The 16,863-nt window shown below is 39.2% G+C and carries 17 protein-coding genes; 6 read left to right on the plus strand and 11 right to left on the minus strand.

The window, feature by feature from the left end; all coding sequences use genetic code 11:
* Window positions 1-306 precede the first annotated feature (306 nt).
* From GGR10_RS03080 to rimM, 4 genes are all read right to left on the minus strand, one after another.
* The gene (locus GGR10_RS03080) at window positions 307-534 is read right to left on the minus strand and encodes a hypothetical protein (protein ID WP_182479867.1); all 228 of its coding nucleotides are present in this window, start codon (window positions 532-534) and stop codon (window positions 307-309) included.
* Between the two features lie 326 nt (window positions 535-860).
* Window positions 861-1,298, minus strand: a complete 438-nt coding sequence (gene rplS / locus GGR10_RS03085; protein ID WP_182480080.1) for a 50S ribosomal protein L19 — start codon at window positions 1,296-1,298, stop codon at window positions 861-863.
* A 241-nt stretch (window positions 1,299-1,539) separates the two neighbouring features.
* Window positions 1,540-2,238 (minus strand): tRNA (guanosine(37)-N1)-methyltransferase TrmD, encoded by a 699-nt coding sequence (gene trmD, locus GGR10_RS03090; RefSeq protein WP_182479869.1) that lies wholly within the window; start codon window positions 2,236-2,238, stop codon window positions 1,540-1,542.
* A 45-nt stretch (window positions 2,239-2,283) separates the two neighbouring features.
* Window positions 2,284-2,823, minus strand: a complete 540-nt coding sequence (gene rimM / locus GGR10_RS03095) for a ribosome maturation factor RimM (protein ID WP_182479870.1) — start codon at window positions 2,821-2,823, stop codon at window positions 2,284-2,286.
* A gap of 132 nt (window positions 2,824-2,955) precedes the next feature.
* On the opposite strand from rimM, the gene GGR10_RS03100 reads away from it, so the two are divergent.
* Together GGR10_RS03100 and GGR10_RS03105 are read left to right on the plus strand one after the other, a co-directional pair.
* Entirely contained in the window at window positions 2,956-3,795 is an 840-nt protein-coding gene (locus GGR10_RS03100; RefSeq protein ID WP_182479872.1) for a SapC family protein, read from the plus strand.
* Between the two features lie 2 nt (window positions 3,796-3,797).
* The gene (locus GGR10_RS03105) at window positions 3,798-4,796 is read left to right on the plus strand and encodes a tyrosine recombinase XerC (RefSeq protein WP_182479874.1); all 999 of its coding nucleotides are present in this window, start codon (window positions 3,798-3,800) and stop codon (window positions 4,794-4,796) included.
* Here the strand turns inward: GGR10_RS03105 and GGR10_RS03110 are convergent.
* On the minus strand, window positions 4,793-5,071 hold the full coding sequence (locus GGR10_RS03110) for a BolA family protein (RefSeq protein WP_182479876.1): 279 nt from the start codon (window positions 5,069-5,071) through the stop codon (window positions 4,793-4,795). The genes GGR10_RS03105 and GGR10_RS03110 overlap by 4 nt on opposite strands.
* 124 nt (window positions 5,072-5,195) lie before the next feature.
* Between GGR10_RS03110 and GGR10_RS03115 the strand changes: the two genes are divergently transcribed.
* The 3 genes from GGR10_RS03115 to cobT all read left to right on the plus strand — a co-directional run bounded on the left by GGR10_RS03115 (window position 5,196) and on the right by cobT (window position 8,942).
* Entirely contained in the window at window positions 5,196-5,813 is a 618-nt protein-coding gene (locus GGR10_RS03115; RefSeq protein WP_182479877.1) for a J domain-containing protein, read from the plus strand.
* 215 nt (window positions 5,814-6,028) lie between these two features.
* Window positions 6,029-7,018, plus strand: coding sequence for a cobaltochelatase subunit CobS (gene cobS / locus GGR10_RS03120; RefSeq protein WP_182479878.1), 990 nt, complete (start codon window positions 6,029-6,031; stop codon window positions 7,016-7,018).
* 28 nt (window positions 7,019-7,046) lie between these two features.
* Window positions 7,047-8,942: a cobaltochelatase subunit CobT gene (cobT, locus tag GGR10_RS03125; RefSeq protein ID WP_182479879.1), complete on the plus strand. Its 1,896-nt coding sequence runs from the start codon at window positions 7,047-7,049 to the stop codon at window positions 8,940-8,942.
* Between the two features lie 146 nt (window positions 8,943-9,088).
* Here the strand turns inward: cobT and GGR10_RS03130 are convergent, their stop codons facing one another.
* The gene (locus GGR10_RS03130; RefSeq protein WP_182479880.1) at window positions 9,089-9,742 is read right to left on the minus strand and encodes a VUT family protein; all 654 of its coding nucleotides are present in this window, start codon (window positions 9,740-9,742) and stop codon (window positions 9,089-9,091) included.
* Between the two features lie 123 nt (window positions 9,743-9,865).
* Window positions 9,866-10,159 (minus strand): 50S ribosomal protein L28, encoded by a 294-nt coding sequence (rpmB, locus tag GGR10_RS03135; RefSeq protein ID WP_007476415.1) that lies wholly within the window; start codon window positions 10,157-10,159, stop codon window positions 9,866-9,868.
* A 327-nt stretch (window positions 10,160-10,486) separates the two neighbouring features.
* On the opposite strand from rpmB, the gene GGR10_RS03140 reads away from it, so the two are divergent.
* Window positions 10,487-11,260 (plus strand): SURF1 family protein, encoded by a 774-nt coding sequence (locus GGR10_RS03140; RefSeq protein ID WP_182479881.1) that lies wholly within the window; start codon window positions 10,487-10,489, stop codon window positions 11,258-11,260.
* 303 nt (window positions 11,261-11,563) lie between these two features.
* Here the strand turns inward: GGR10_RS03140 and GGR10_RS03145 are convergent, their stop codons facing one another.
* The 4 genes from GGR10_RS03145 to GGR10_RS03160 all read right to left on the minus strand — a co-directional run bounded on the left by GGR10_RS03145 (window position 11,564) and on the right by GGR10_RS03160 (window position 16,836).
* Window positions 11,564-11,716: a DUF1127 domain-containing protein gene (locus GGR10_RS03145; protein WP_182479882.1), complete on the minus strand. Its 153-nt coding sequence runs from the start codon at window positions 11,714-11,716 to the stop codon at window positions 11,564-11,566.
* 170 nt (window positions 11,717-11,886) lie between these two features.
* The gene (gene purH / locus GGR10_RS03150; protein ID WP_182479883.1) at window positions 11,887-13,503 is read right to left on the minus strand and encodes a bifunctional phosphoribosylaminoimidazolecarboxamide formyltransferase/IMP cyclohydrolase; all 1,617 of its coding nucleotides are present in this window, start codon (window positions 13,501-13,503) and stop codon (window positions 11,887-11,889) included.
* Window positions 13,504-13,665: 162 nt separating this feature from the next.
* Window positions 13,666-15,390: a heparinase II/III family protein gene (locus GGR10_RS03155; protein WP_182479884.1), complete on the minus strand. Its 1,725-nt coding sequence runs from the start codon at window positions 15,388-15,390 to the stop codon at window positions 13,666-13,668.
* A gap of 78 nt (window positions 15,391-15,468) precedes the next feature.
* The gene (locus GGR10_RS03160; protein WP_182479885.1) at window positions 15,469-16,836 is read right to left on the minus strand and encodes an RsmB/NOP family class I SAM-dependent RNA methyltransferase; all 1,368 of its coding nucleotides are present in this window, start codon (window positions 16,834-16,836) and stop codon (window positions 15,469-15,471) included.
* Window positions 16,837-16,863 lie beyond the last annotated feature (27 nt).

Here is a 16,863-nt window from a genome sequence, read left to right on the forward strand (position 1 = left end):
CTTATAGCAATAAACCATAAAGCCTGCTTTGTTTAGTACAATTTTATCTTCACGTCAAAGGCTTAAACATTGTTTCTTCAACGAAAACATGTATTTTTTTCAAACCCGCTCAAATCCCACCCATTAAATAGTAACGAAATACTTCACAATATTTACAGTTTAAATCATTAACTATATTAAATCATTATGAAAAAACGAAACCGCTTTTCTTTATAGAGAACTTTCAAATCACGCTTAACATTAAAATAAACCTCCCCTTATTAAAATAAGCTTCTCTTTTAAAGACACCCCCCTCTCTTAAGAAGATCAATAGATTGAGTACCCCAATAATCCACACATACCAAATTCAACTTCAATAACAATGTTACAGCTTTTTGCTGATATTTGTTCCTTCATCAAACCCGCATTTCCTTCATAAAAATACATTGAAAGACTCATTATAACGAAAATTATTGGAATAACTTTTAATTCACACGACCAAGGAGGCGCCATCCCTACATCTCCTCCAATCTCCCCATTTTTAAATGTACCCATTTTTATAAGAGCATATCGGTTTCTTGATAGTTTTTGTGTAAGCAATTTTTGCATCAAAAAAGTAACAAACAATTCATTACAAAAAATATTGTTAAAGTTACCACTACACACATTTTGTAAGATCAATACAAAGCAAATAAAAAAGACACCTTTCATTTTTCCATGAAAAAAATGATTCTCTAAAATTTGATCACCAAGCATCTCTATAGGGATCTCTCTTATTTTGTATAAAATTCCTTGATAAAGGAGTTTTTTAATCGTAATCCTCCCTCGCAAAGCAAAAAAGCGGCATAAAAGCCGCTTTTTAAAAAACTTTAAGGAAATATTTATTCAGCAGTTTTGTCTTCAACTTTTTCTGCAACGACTGCTTTTTCTCCTCCCTCAGAAACCTTAGCATTCTTACGGTAATCTCTCTTTTCAGCGATACGTGCAGCCTTTCCTCTTAAACCACGAAGGTAATAAAGCTTTGCACGACGCACCTTACCCCGGCGGACAATCTCAACACCTTCAACCAAGGGAGAATACATTGGAAATACACGCTCAACACCTTCACCATAAGAAATTTTGCGCACTGTAAAGCTCTCATTCAAACCACCGCCCGAACGTGCAATGCAAATTCCTTCATAAGCCTGAACACGTGTGCGCGTACCTTCCGTCACACGGACCAAAATGCGCAATGTATCTCCCACCTGAAACGCTGGAAATTGGCGTTTTTCTTCAATTTTTGCGCATTGTTCAGCTTCAAGCTGCGCTATAATATTCATTTCTTTCATCCTTCATGTTCTTTTCGAACAGTCAGAGCCTTCAACTCTTACCACAAAGCTGCCTTTCACATAAAAAGGATATTCTTTGGGTTCTGCTTTAAACACCTGGGCTCTGCTTTAAACAAGAGCGAATACACTATTTTTTTTCTTTTAGAATTTATTTCTTTTAAATCCATAGAAAGCTTTTTTCAAAAAACTCTCTTAAAAGTGCGTTGTGCAATACACCATCTTTAAAAATGAATCAAGCTTTTCGAAGATTTTTGGTATAAAGAGCATAAAGGTCAGGTCGACGTTGCTGTGTTAAACATTCGGCCTGCTCTTGACGCCAATTTGCAATAGCTTTGTGATGGCCTGATGTCAATACCGGTGGAATAGTAAGTCCTTCAAAAACTGAAGGACGTGTATAATGGGGATACTCAAGCAAATTATTCTCAAAACTTTCACATTCTCCAGAAGCTTGATTGCCCATAACACCGGGTAAAAGTCGCACAATTGCATCCATAAGAACCAATGCAGCCACCTCTCCACCTGAAAGAATATAATCACCAATTGAAATTTCTTCTAATTTTCGCGCTTTTATCACGCGTTCATCAACCCCTTCAAAACGACCACACACCAATATCGCGCCTAAACCACGTGCCAAAGAACGAGCATAGTTTTGGTTAAAAGGGCGTCCCCGTGGGCTCAACAAAAACCTTGGCAAATCAGGGGGGCAACTATCAATTGCAGCAGCTAACACATCTGCCCGCATCACCATACCAGCACCACCACCAGCTGGTGTATCATCAACACTGTGGTGTTTGTCAAAAGCAAAGTCTCTAATCTGTACTGTATTGAGCGACCATATCCCTCGCGCTAAAGCCTGCCCTGCTAAAGAATAACCCAATAATCCTGGAAACATTTCAGGATAAAGTGTTAAAATATGTGCTTGAAATCCCATGCTTATTCCCTCATCCCACTCTTTTGTTCAAATCTCCCTTGTTTATTATTCTTCTTTCATGTAAGCTAAACCCGCTGCCACTGGATTGATCACAATAAAACCAGAAGCAACACAAATTTCCGGCACAGCCGCCTTGCTAAATGGAATGAGCTCTCTCTTGCCGCCATCTAAACAGATTTCAAGCAAATCACCAGCACCAAAATTAAAAAAACCGCTCACTTCACCAAGAAGCTTGTTTGCATCATCATAAACGCAAAGCCCAATCAAATCGATTTGATAAAATTCATCCTCAGCCAAATCATCAAGCAATTGATCTCGCTTAATATAAAGGTTAATTCCCTTTAAAGCTTCGGCAGCACTGCGCTCCTCCACCCCTTTAAAACGCACAATTGCATCGTTTTTTTGCACCCGAAATGTTGCAATTTCATAACAGCGCCCTCCTTCATCATAAAGGACACCATAAGCCTTTAAACGCTGAGGTTCACCTCCCAATACCTTAACCCAAACATCCCCCCTAATTCCATGGGCAGCACCAATAATGGCAAGACAAATTGCCTTTTTAAGTTTTTTTCTCTTTTGTTTCATGTATAATATCATCTCTTCTAACAAGAAAGAATCATTATATACTTAATTATTGTCCATTAGAGCTTGTTGCCATACAAAAATCTTATAAAAGCGTATTTTGTGGCATATAGTGAATGAAAAAGGAGAAATCTGATGGCGAATATTATGCTTTTTTATAAAAATGTTACTCCAATCAACAAAACTTTTCATAGAAGTCTTAAATTCAATCCCTCACAAGATATGTCCTTTGCAAAAGATACTCATTGGGTTCCCCTAGCAAGTGATGAATATTTTCAAGCTGCTCTTGACTACCCTATCTTGTTTATGAGTGCAGAAGATGAACAAAAAAAGCGCCATTACACATCCATCGCTCTTGTAGGTCTTTCTAATGATGTAAATAATTACATTACTGCTGATAAAAGTTGGCAACGTGACACTTATATCCCTGCTTTTATTCGCCGTTATCCTTTTGTTCTTGCACAAATACAAGATCAAAAAGAGCTTTCTGTTTGCTTTGATCAACAATCTGGCATGTTTAATGACGTTACAGGCATAGAGCTTTTCAATTCTGATGGGTCTATTTCTCCCTTCATGGAAGAGCGTATCAATTTCCTTGAGCACTTTAAAATCGGTATGGAAAGAACAGCTGAATTTATTGATACCCTTGTCAAGATGGACCTTCTTAGTCAAAAATCAATTAATGTCAAAAATGACAAAGGTCTTTCAGCTCAATTAGAAGATTTCTGGATTGTTGATGAAGAAAAACTGCATAAATTACCGGCTCATCAACTTGCTAAATTGCATAAAAATGGCTTTTTAGGGCGGATTTTTGCGCATCTTTTATCAATGAATAACCTTCTAAAGGTGCTCTCTCTAAAAGGTGCAAGTCAAGCCGCTGCTAATTCTGCTGCCAATTCTATAGAAAAGAAAGAAAAAACAAATGGGCAGGCTAGTCTTGAAAAACCCAAAAAGGGAAAAAATACCCTTAACTAGAAATGTCTCCCAATAATGACAACAAAAAAGGCCAAAATGCTCCTCTGATCCCAGCGGAGCAGGGCCTTTTGGTTGCAAGAAAAAAATGGCTAGAGGGTCTTGTAAAAACGCGTCGTATGGCTACACACACAGCACAAGCTTATGAACGCGATACACGACAATTTTTGATTTTTTTGTGTCATCACCTCGGGCATGAAGTAACTTGCAAAGACCTTGCTGATTTGCGTGTAGCTGATTTGCGTGCTTATTTGGCTTATCGTCGTACGTTAAAAATAAGTGCACGCTCTTTAAGCCGAAATGTGGCGAGTTTGCGCTCTTTTTTCAATTACTTATCGCGTGAGGGAATCGTTGATACCTTAGCTGCTAAACTTATTCGCACACCAAAACACCCAAAGCTTTTGCCTAAACCTTTGAACGTACAAGCAGCATTGCATATCATCAAACCAGAAAATCAACAAGAAGATGAACCATGGATTATTGCCCGTAACGTTGCTGTTTTAGCACTCCTTTACGGCTGCGGAATGCGAATATCAGAAGCTTTAGCACTTACACCAGAACAATTTTCTGATCCAGAGATAACAAGTCTGTCTGTAATAGGAAAAGGGGGCAAAACGCGCCTAGTTCCACTGATTAAAACCGTTTACGAAATGGTCGAGGCTTATCTTAAATGCTGCCCTTACCCTTTAGTGAGCACTCAACCAATGTTTCGTGGTGTTCGAGGTGGCCCGCTACAGCCGGCTATTATTCAACGCCTTGTTCAAAATTTACGTGCTCGTCTTGGTTTACCAGAAACGACTACACCGCATGCATTGCGTCATTCTTTTGCAACCCACCTTTTGTCGCGTGGAGGGGATTTGCGTACCATTCAAGAATTACTTGGGCACGCTTGTTTATCGACAACACAAGTTTACACCCACATTGATACAGACCGCTTATTAGAAGTTTATCAAAAAGCACATCCTCGTGCTTCAAAAGTTATTGAAGCGGAAAAACCATCTTAAGCAGCTTCAACTTCAAGAGCCAAAGCGTGAATATGCGTCGTTAATTCTTGCTGTAAAACTTTATAAATCGCCCGGTGTCTTTCTACCCGTGACATACCTGAAAAAGAAGAAGAAAAAATTTTCACCCGAAAATGCGTTTCCCCATGACTATCAAAAACACCACCTTTATGACGATGCCCCGCATGAAGACTGCTTTCATTAATCACTTCAAGTTTTTGTGGGCAAAAAGCGTCACGAAGCTTTGTTTCGATGACTGTTTGAATCACAGTAGACATTTTTTCTTTACTCTCCACTAAAATGGATAGTGTAATTAGCCATCTTCGACACTACATTAAGTATGAAAATAAATTTTCAAAGTCAATCCTTGTCAAACACACTGATTTTGCATAAACCAAAAACATGGCTACAACATCTAAACTATTTGATTCAATTCGTATCAGCTCCAATAAAAGAAAACAAGGTGAAGCACAAGCCCAACAGTGTCAATGGGAGGGGTGTGAAAAAACCGGGGTGCACAAAGCGCCAGCAGGACGTAATCGTGAAGGGCAGTATTTTTACTTTTGCCTTGATCATGTACGTGCTTACAATAAAGACTTTAATTATTTCTCAGGCCTTAGTGATAAAGATATCGCCAATTTTCAGAAAGATGCCCTCACAGGGCACCGCCCTACGTGGTCTGCTGGGAGCAATAGTGCATCAAAAAAAACATCCCTTCATTATGCAACAATTCGCTCTGGAACAGCGGCTTATCAAAACCGTATGCGTGATCCTTTTTCATTTTTCACCAAACGGCACTCAGCCGGTACAACCTCACGAAAATTAAAACCTTTGGAAGCCAAAGCTTTTGATACTTTAGGGTTACAAGCAAATGCCTCAGCTGAGGATATTAAAACAAAATATAAAGAACTGGTCAAAAAACATCATCCTGATGCCAATGGTGGTAACCGTTCTTCAGAAGAACGTTTCCGCGATGTTTTACACGCCTATAATTTACTCAAGAAATCCGGCCTGTGCTAAAGTGCTAAAGGAGGGGCACCGTGCTTAAAGCAATTCACTTTAGTGCAAGAGTACAAGCTGTTTTCTTGTTTAATTTACTTGTTTTAAAAGCACCATGAAATATTAATCATTATCTCCCATCCCCTCTCTTTCTACAGAGCATTGCATCAGCAATTGATGTCTTGTATTGTTTTTCAACTCAAATAATAAAGAGTGGATACCCTTCCAAAAAAACAATGACAAAACCAAATCACGCTACCGATGTTCCTGATATCACAGTCTGCGCTCGTGATATATTCCATATTGATACAGACATGAAAGTACCCGCTTTTAGTGCAAAAAGCTTACATGTTCCTGACTTAGATCCCGATTATCTTTTTGACCAGCAAACAACTTTAGCCATTTTAGCAGGCTTTGCTTTTAATCGTCGTGTTATGATTTCTGGCTATCATGGCACTGGTAAATCAACACATATTGAACAAGTCGCAGCACGTCTTAACTGGCCTTGTATTCGAATTAATCTTGACAGTCACGTTAGTCGCATTGACCTTGTTGGAAAAGATGCCATCGTTTTAAAAGATGGCCTACAAATTACTGAATTTAAAGATGGCGTTTTACCCTGGGCTTATCAAAATAACATTGCTCTTGTCTTTGATGAATATGATGCAGGAAGACCTGATGTTATGTTTGTTATTCAACGGGTACTTGAAGCCTCTGGGCGGTTGAGCTTACTTGATCAAAACCGCGTTATCGCTCCTCATCCAGCATTTCGCCTTTTTGCAACAGCAAATACCATTGGCCTTGGCGATACAACAGGGCTTTATCATGGCATACAACAAATTAACCAAGCTCAAATGGACCGGTGGTCTATTGTAGCGATATTAAACTATTTACCCCATGACCATGAAGTTGACATTGTTTGTTCAAAAGTCAAATATTTCCAAACATCTCAAAGAAAAAAAACAGTTTCACAAATGGTGCATGTAGCCAACATGGTACGCCAAGCCTTTATCAATGGTGACCTTTCAACGGTTATGAGCCCGCGCAGCGTAATCACCTGGGCAGAAAATACTGAAATTTTTCAAAATGTTGACTTGGCTTTTCAATTAACCTTTCTTAACAAATGTGATGAACTCGAACACTCAATCGTTGCAGAGTTTTACCAACGTGCTTTTGGAAAAGAGCTTACTAAATCACTCAATTTATCCAAATCACTCAATCTATAACGTCTGATCTTTAAGGAATGCGTCAATTATGACGGCAGAAGTTGGTGACAACAGCAAACATCAAATAAACCACTCTCCCAATGGTAAGTTTGACATTGCAGCTTTTAAAAAAGCCGTTTCTATCTGTACCCGCACACTTTCTAGCACATGCAATTTTGAAGTCACTTTTAACAAAAGCAAATTATCTACAAATGACAATTATGTCCACCCATCAATATTACCACCACACATAACACAAAAAGATGTTACCATTACCCGTGCATTGGGAGATTGCATAGCACTACAAAAAGCATGGCATGATCCCCATATTCATGCCAAGTTTGCTCCAACACAACCAGAAGCACGTGCTATTTTTGATGCTCTTGAGCAAACACGTGTTGAAGCAATCGGCACCTTAGCAATGGAAGGAATTGCTCAAAATCTTGATACAATGCTCGCCGATAAATATCAAAAAACCCATTACCAAATGGTGCGCCATCAAAGTGAGGTTCCCCTAGAAGATGCACTTGCACTTTTACTGCGTGAAAAGATAACAAAACGCCCCCCTCCCCAAGAAGCTGAACCCATATTGGAATTATGGCGTCAATCAATTGAACAAAAAGCTGCAACAGAACTGCGTGAGCTTACATATCATATTTATAACCAAAAAGCTTTTGCACATATTGCTCATCAAATGCTTATTGCACTGAAAATTACCGACCAATTGAATGAAAATTCCAAGGGCGCGCACAGTAGAGAACCAAACAATGATCTTGAAACAAAAAGCCCAGATAAAGAAGAAAGCCAAAGCGCAAAATACTCTCAAAATAAAGAACAAAAAACAACTGACCAAAACAATGATAGATACGATAAAGAGAACACACGAAACACCCAATTAAGCGATGATGATACAACTCAAAAAAAACAAGAGAATAAACAAAGGAAATTCAAATGCTTTTCTGATGTTTCTCAGCCAATGGAGAAACTTGCTGATTATAAAATTTTCACGCGTCAATTTGATGAAATTTCAGAAGCGACTCATTTTTGTTCAGAAAGCGAATTAGATCATTTACGCCACTGCCTTGATAAACAATTAAATCATCTCCAAAACATTGTCGGACGCTTAGCAAACCGCCTGCAACGCCGTCTTATGGCACAACAAAATCGTTCTTGGCATTTTGATCTTGAAGAAGGACATCTGGATACAGCACGACTTGCACGCCTCATTATCGATCCTATGCAATCGCTTTCTTTTAAAAGAGAACACGATACACACTTTCGTGACACAGTTGTCTCATTACTCATTGATAATTCAGGATCAATGCGAGGACGACCAATTACTGTTGCAGCAAGTTGTGCTGATATTTTAGCGCAAACACTTGAACGCTGCAAAGTCAAAGTCGAAATTTTAGGCTTTACCACTAAAGCTTGGAAAGGCGGTCAAGCCCGGGAGGAATGGAACAACCAAAATAAACCTGACAATCCAGGGCGTTTGAATGATCTGCTCCATATCATCTACAAAAGTGCCGATACACCATGGCGTCGTGCCCGACGTAATTTAGGCCTAATGATGCAAGAAGGATTGCTCAAAGAAAATATTGATGGTGAAGCACTTATTTGGGCGCATCAGCGCCTTCTATCACGACACGAATCTCGCCGTATCCTCATGGTCATTTCTGATGGTGCACCAATTGACGATTCAACACTTTCTGTTAATCCTAGTTCTTATCTTGAAAAGCATTTGCACGCTGTCATCCAAGAAATCCAAACACATTCACCTATAGAATTAATTGCCATTGGCATTGGTCATGATGTCACACGTTATTACCAACGCGCCGTGACAATCGTCAACGCTGAAGAACTAGCAGATGCCATGACAAAACAATTAGCAACACTCTTTGACCCTAAAAAACCTAATCGCTCACACAATATTTTCAAAAGATAAACATCCACGATAAATGATTTGCATGCACCAAACACGTAAATAAAAGCACATTTCAAATGCCCTTTATTTCCACAAATACACTAAAAATCTGATCATATCTATGAATTGATGATAAATCTTAAAAAAACTAACGAAAAGCTTTCTTTTTAGTTCTCTGGTAAAAGTGAAGCTCTAAAACTTCTCAAAATTGTACCATAAGGCACAAGCATAACCAGACTCATCACTATTTTGACCGAAAAATCACCACAAGCAAGTGAGAACCAAACTGGAATGTCAAACCCAAAAAATATTGTTTTATCCAAGATAGAACTATCAACATAACCTGTCATGTGATCGATAAAGCTAAAATGACTAGAAAAAGCAATAGCAAAAAACAATACCGTATCCAAAGCTGAGCCAGCCAATGCTGCTGCTAAAGGTGCCTTCCACCATGTTTTACGTCGCAAAGGTGTAAAAACAAAAATATCCAGTAATTGCGCAAATAAAAATGCCATACTAGAAGCAATGGCAAGCCGTGGCGTAACTAATACCCAAGAAACAAAAAAAGCCGTTATAAAACCAGCATACACAACACGTCGCGCCGCAGCTGGACCATAAAAACGATTCGTTAAATCATTAATCAGAAAAGCAATTGGATAGGTAAAAGCCCCATAGGTCAAGATTTCATTCAAATCAAACCAATAAATAGGATATTGAACCAAAATATTGGAAGCAGTCACCGCCAAACACATTGCAAAACTTGCAAAAACAATATGCTTTTTTCTTTGCTGCTCTGCTAAAGATTTACAGGTTGAAAACATTCCTTGTAACCTGAGGTATAAACGCGAATCAATCAATAGTATAGCTAAACAACCAAAGATTTAAAATCTCACCCTTAAAAAACAAGAGCAAACATTTTTAATTCTGCCTTGAATCAAAATCAATCAAGCAGCTTGTTCAGCTTTTTTCTTCATGATCTGGCGTTTTAATAAACGCGCACGTTGCGATAACTCTTTATCATCAGCTTTCACCAAAAAGCAATCAAGACCACCACGATGTTCAACTGAACGTAAAGCATGCGCTGAAATGCGTAAACGGTAACTTTGCTGAAGCACTTCCGAAATTAATGTCACATTGCAAAGATTTGGCAAAAAACGACGACGCGTTTTATTATTGGCATGGCTAACATTATTCCCATACTGGACAGCTTTTCCTGTTAATTCGCAGGCACGAGACATAGACTTCACCTTTAAACTTTAAGAAACTTTTAAATTCCAAATCCAGCAATACAAAACGGGTGCCAAGCACACCAAATTTAGCCTTGAACAAGCATCATTGGAAATGTCGGGTTTATAAGGTGTTAGCACTAAAAGGTCAAGCATTTTGATATTTATCAATGCTTATTGATATTTATTTTATCAATTTTGTAGTTCCATCACCAATATCAACCATATTTTTTTCGCGTGATTCCCAATATTACTGCCTTTTTGACAGATATGTTACTCATTTTTGAAAAAACACATAAAATATTTTCTTTAAACACTGAACATGCTAAAAGAGAATTGATGACTAAAATGAAACAATCTCCAATAGAATCATACAACAAAAATATAAGTTTTTTTTCTATTCTGCTTGGCATTTTATGTATAAGCTTTTTTTTGCTTTTCAGTGCACTAGGCGTCTGGCAAATGCAACGGCTAAACTGGAAAACAAATCTTATTGCCAGTGCTAATCAGCGCATTCATTTACCCCCCATCAAAGCTCCCCCCCAAGATCAATGGGAGCATGTCACTTTTGATAAAGATGAATATCGCCCCGTCACACTTACCGGAAAGCTTTTAACAGACAAAAATATTCTTATAACAGCCCTCACTCAAGATGCCACTGGTTATTGGGTTTTAACCCCCTTACAAACAGCCGATAACACTCTAACCTTTGTAAACCGTGGTTTCATTCCTATGGATGCACGCCATCACTTTGAGCAAGAAAACACCCCACTTCATCCCCATTCTTCCACGAATACAGAGCAGACTACGATCACCGGTTTTTTACGTATGAGTGAAGGAGACGGAATATTTCCACGCAAAAATAACCCTGATCAAAATCTCTGGTATACACGCCAACTCCCCGCCATGGCCCAAAAGCTAGGACTTTCCAATGTAGCACCTTATTTTATTGATGTTACACAAAAAATAGCCACACAAGGAAATCTTCCTATTGTCGGTTTAACAGTTGTGCATTTTAACAATAATCACCTTAGCTATGCTCTCACATGGTTCATTTTAGCAGCTGGTGTTTTGGGTGCATCTTTTTTTCTGCTTTCAAAATATAATAACTAAAAAAGACAAAACCCTCAAATATCCCCATCTCATAAAATAAATATTCAAATACCCCCTCTTGTAAGAAGAGCATGCATTACTTAAGATATCATCATATTGTGCTGAAAATTACAGACTTTACTCGGTTTCTTTCAAAAAAACATCATTCATAAACTTGTAAAGCTGATAAGAAAAAAAATTCTCTTTTTTGCTCTCTTCCCCTATTTCTACAATAGGGGAAAACACAAACCCCACATCAAAACACCCCCCTTAAATTTCACACTCAAGTGATCACGTGTAAGCAGCACTTATCAAAAACAAACATCAAAGAGATTTGCGCGAAAAATGCCACGCAATTGAACGAATATCACCCCGATTAATACCAAGATCATTAAGTTCATATGTTGAAAGATTATTTAATGCCTTAACTGTCCGACGATAACGGCGCCAAGAACCAAAAGACTGCAGAATGTTCATGTTTTTTACCCAAATCTTACGTTAAATTCTTGAGTTCCATAAGATAGAGCAAATTTCACAAATAAGTTGTGCTATAATCACATAACTGTCGTGCGTTTATAGCATAGGAGCATATTGCCAAATTTCCTTCATTCGACTGGTAAACAAAAACAAATAAAAAACCATACGCTTTAATGGCGAAAATGGCGCACACCTGTAAAAACCATTGCCAAGTTATGCGCATCAGCCGCTGCAATAACTTCCTTATCGCGCATTGACCCACCTGGTTGAATAACTGCACTCACACTAGCTTCAGCAGCTGACAATAAACCATCAGCAAAGGGAAAAAACGCATCTGATGCAACAACAGATCCCTTGGTTAAAGGCTCTGTTAAACCCATTCCTTTTGCGTTTTCTTCAGCTTTATGAACTGCAATTTTAGCTGAATCAAGACGGCTCATTTGGCCAGCACCAATACCCACTGTTGCACTGTTTTTTGCATAAACAATAGCGTTTGACTTAACATGTTTAACAACACGAAACGCAAACTGAAGATCACGCATCTCATCTTGGGTGGGTGCCCGTTTCGTTACCACCTGGAGTTTCAAATCCTCAACTACTGCATTATCACGCGACTGCACTAAAACCCCCCCTGCAAGTGTTTTAAAAATCAGTCCTTCAGAACGTGGATTAGGCACCCCCCCCGTTATCAATAAGCGGAGATTTTTTTTCTGTGCAATGATTTCACGTGCCCCCATTGTCGCATCAGGAGCAATAATCACTTCTGTAAAAAGCTTAACAATCTCTCCTGCACACTCTTCATCTAAAGGGCGATTTAAAGCAACAATCCCACCAAATGCTGATATGTTATCACATCTTAAAGCATTTAAATAAGCTTCTTTTAAACTCTGCCCTTCCGCAACACCACAAGGATTGGCATGTTTAATAATAGCAACAGCAGCGGTTCTGCAAGGATCAAATTCTGCCACAAGCTCAAATGCTGCATCTGCATCATTCATATTATTATAAGAAAGTTCTTTACCCTGTAAAAGCGTTGCGGTTGCGACCCCAAAACGTTTATCACGCGTATGATAAAACGCTGCCCGTTGATGCGGATTTTCCCCATAACGCATCACACTATCAAGATGACCGGAAAAACTCTGCCAAGATGGCATTTCAACTTTTAAATCTTGTGCAAACCAAGCCGCTATTACTGCATCATAGGAAGCTGTGTGCTCATAAGCACGTGCTGCTAATTGACGACGCAATAAAAAGCTTAAACACCCATTATGTTTCTTTAACTCATCCAAAACCAAATCATAATCACAAACTGATGTCACAACACCCGTATAAGCATGGTTCTTAGCTGCTGCGCGAATCATCGCTGGGCCACCAATATCAATATTTTCAAGAATCGTTTGTGAATCTGCCCCCGATTGAATTGTTGCTTCAAAAGGATATAAATTAACCACAACAAGATCAATCCCACAAATACCATGTTCTTCCATAGCAGCTGCATGATCTGGGTCTTTTCTAATGCCCAATAAAGCACCATGAATCAATGGGTGGAGTGTTTTAACACGCCCATCCATAATTTCCGGAAATCCTGTTACCTTAGCAACATCTTTTACCGGTAAACCAGCATCCTTTAATGCTTTGGATGTCCCCCCCGTTGAAATCAGCTCAATCCCATAAGCGTGAAGCGCTTGTGCAAACTCCACCAAACCAGTTTTATCAGAAACAGAAAGAAGAGCACGACGAACCTGATGAAGATCAGGCGCAGAATAATTTTTTGAAATAGCAGCCATAAAGAAGATTCTAAAAATAAAAGGATTAAAATTCAAGCAAATTTATAATGTATTACTACAATAATATATGCCTTTTCCAAAAAACTGAAAGAACATAATGCTTAAAATTCTGAAATCCATAAATAATAAAACCACCTTCATTCCAACATCAAAAGCATATTCCTACCCTGACTCAAGGCGAACAAAACGCCAATGAATTTTTTCTGTCAACGCAGGGCGGAAATATAAAACAATTTGTTGTGTGCGTTGTGGGCCCGTTAATTCAGCAAAATCAATCGAATCTTCTAAAGAAATATCCGTATCAGGTGATATAAAATGCCACATCTTCTTACCTTCCACAGCCAAATGCACACTGTCCCCATTATGAATAACCTCAACTTTGGGGTGAAGATGAAACCGAACGGCAACACAATGAGACTCATTGCAATCAGCCCTATGACCATTTGAGTGAGCAGTATGCGGCATGAAAAAGCGATCAAACCCTTCAATAATCGCCCCATTTGTCGTTAAAGTAAGACCGCGTTCATGAATAAGATTAAAAGGTCGCACATACCCATCATGGCATGCAATAAAACCAATCTTTTCTGCTTCTTCTATACGTTGTACTTTAATATCCGTCGGTCCTTCAAGCAACAGGGAAGTATTTTTGTTCTTTTTTTTGCGAAAAATGCCCACCGAACAATCATTAATTGTTGCTGTTGAATGTGCCGCTGTGACACGCCCGAAATGCCGATACTCTTCCCCCCCATAAGGGGCAATACCCGCATTGATAATAAAGCGGTTTCCTTGAGAAGACATCTCAAATGATAAACATCCCGAACAAGCATATTCTGAAGCAAAATGTGGTGGAAATTTTCCCGTATCTGCAAGTACAGTTGTTTGATTGGCCTGTAAACGCTGGAAACCAGAATAACGCGCATAACTAAAAGGATTTGCCCCTGTTTCATCAAAATCTAAAATAGCCGATAGGTGCCCCGACATAACAGGACCAACCCCATTAAAATGTGCAAGTGTTTGATCTTCATGGATAAAAAACCGCAAAGCTGGTAACATGCGTTCAACTGAATCAATTAAAACACGTGGCAGTGTTTCATTGCTATGTTTGTAAAGATCACGCAAAGATAATAAATCCAACAGTAAATTGAGCAAAATAGCAGGACTGCGTGAAATATGCCCCCCATCGACAAGAATTTGACGTGAAAGTTCACGGATAAGATAGGTTTGCATTTTCTTCCTTGTGGCAGCACAAACAGGCAAAGCCAAAGAAGCAAATACCAAAGCGATCGCCGCTTGTAAGCGTTGATCATTTTCTTCCATACTGTGAATTAATATACGCAAATAACGAAATTGAAAACCAAGCGAATGTAAAAAACGCTTTTTAAACTGTTCACTTGCACCTTCCAACAATATTTGTGAATGACAAATCCATGAAATCAAACGTCGTGCAACAACCCCCCCACTCCAAGAAAGCCCTTTTATTTTCTTACCACTATGATCAAGCCAATCTTCTAATAAAGAGCGCGCATGTGCTATAGCTAATGGGTTGCGTGCTGGCGTCATATGCCGCAGCCAATGAAAATCATGAAGTGCTGCTTCCCATTCTGGCGTTGGTGGAACTAATGAAAAAGGCGAAAGAGAACCAGACTGAACAACCCGACCAGCAAAAGCAAAACGGCCATGGTAAAATTCATGTGCTACTTTTGAATCAGCTAAGTGCAAATCAATGGGATGGGCTAAAATTCTTTGCGGATGAAAACCCAAAAATCGCCAACGAAATAAAGGCCCCACCCATAAACGCCGTAGAGATTGTAACACCTTATACACAAAAACTGATGTCTTTACCTGATGACTTCCCACCGCAATCGCCACACTTATCTCTCCAGCCATTCTTTATCAAACAAAATGCTCAACCATTTCTTCATCAAACACAATGAATGTCGGCGATTTACGTAAATGAAACGTTAATTAAGCCACCTTGCGTAAACGTGCTGCAAAAAAACCATCCATTCCAAATAACAGAGGGTTTTCAACATCACAATTATCATAGCAACAATCAGCAGGCGTTGTGCGCAAAGTACCATCAGAAGAGAGCAAATGCTTCATAGAACCCATCTCCTCTGTTAAAATGGGATCTAAAATAATATCATCACGCGTAGACAAAATCTTTTTAATAAGGTCTTCTCCCTCTTGTCTTGCCAATGAACAATTAGAAAAAATAATGCATCCACCCTTCTTTACAAAAGCAATTGCTGCCAAAAGAAGATCATACTGCAGAGCCGCTAATTTGGTGATATCGTCAGACGATTTAGTCCATAAAATATCTGGATGACGGCGTATCGTCCCCGTAGAAGAACAAGGTGCATCAAGAAGAACCGCATCAAAAAGCCGCTCAGAATAAAAATCTCTCATATCACCAGTCCAATAATGGGCTGACAAATGAAGACGTTCCATATTTTCCTTTAAACGCTCTAATCGATTAGCCGAACTCTCAACAGCTGTCACATCTGCCCCTTGCAAAGCCAATTGAGCCGTTTTCCCACCAGGGCTTGCGCAAAAATCAACAACCCGTTTGCCACGAATATCTCCTAACAAACAAGCAGGTAATGCTGCTGCAAAATCTTGAACCCACCAAGCCCCTTGCGCATATCCTGGTAAATTAACCACAGAACCATCCAAAGCGCCAAGCCGAATTGAACCATTAGGCAAAACAACACCCCCAAGCCGCTTTGCCCAACCAATACTGTCTGATTTTACAGTCAAATCAAGCGATGGTGCATTATTTTGTATCGCTAAAATCTGATGCGCCTTATCAACCCCATATGTTGACACCAAAAGCTGCCCAAACCAAGCTGGAACATCCTTAATGGTTGGCTCTTGCACACGCAAACACACCGCCTCACGTGCAAAATTGCGTAAAATAGCATTCACTAACCCTGAAAAACGGCGTGTACGTGGGTCAATTTTAGCCATTTGCACCGCCAAATCAATCGCCGCATGATCAGGAATATCAAGATAAAGAATTTGTGCTGCACTGATATGTAAAAGATGCTGAAGCGACAATGCTTGAAGTGGCAAAGGCCGTTTTAAAAAACGCGATAAAGCAGCTGTAATCTGACCTCGATGACGCAAAGCCGCCATTAAAATAGCCCGACATAACAGGCGATCACGGTGTGAAAGCTTTAAATAATGTGGATGTCCATATTCATGATCGGTCAAACCAGAAAGAGACTTATGCTTATCAAGCACCACACCTAAAAGACGAGCACAAACTTGGCGAACAACTAATCCTGGAATATTCTTTTCAGACATACATCCCGCTTTTTTATTTTGCACAATAACACCTCTACACCTCCCCCTTTA

This window comes from Bartonella chomelii, from assembly GCF_014138465.1.
GTDB classification, from domain to species: domain Bacteria; phylum Pseudomonadota; class Alphaproteobacteria; order Rhizobiales; family Rhizobiaceae; genus Bartonella; species Bartonella schoenbuchensis.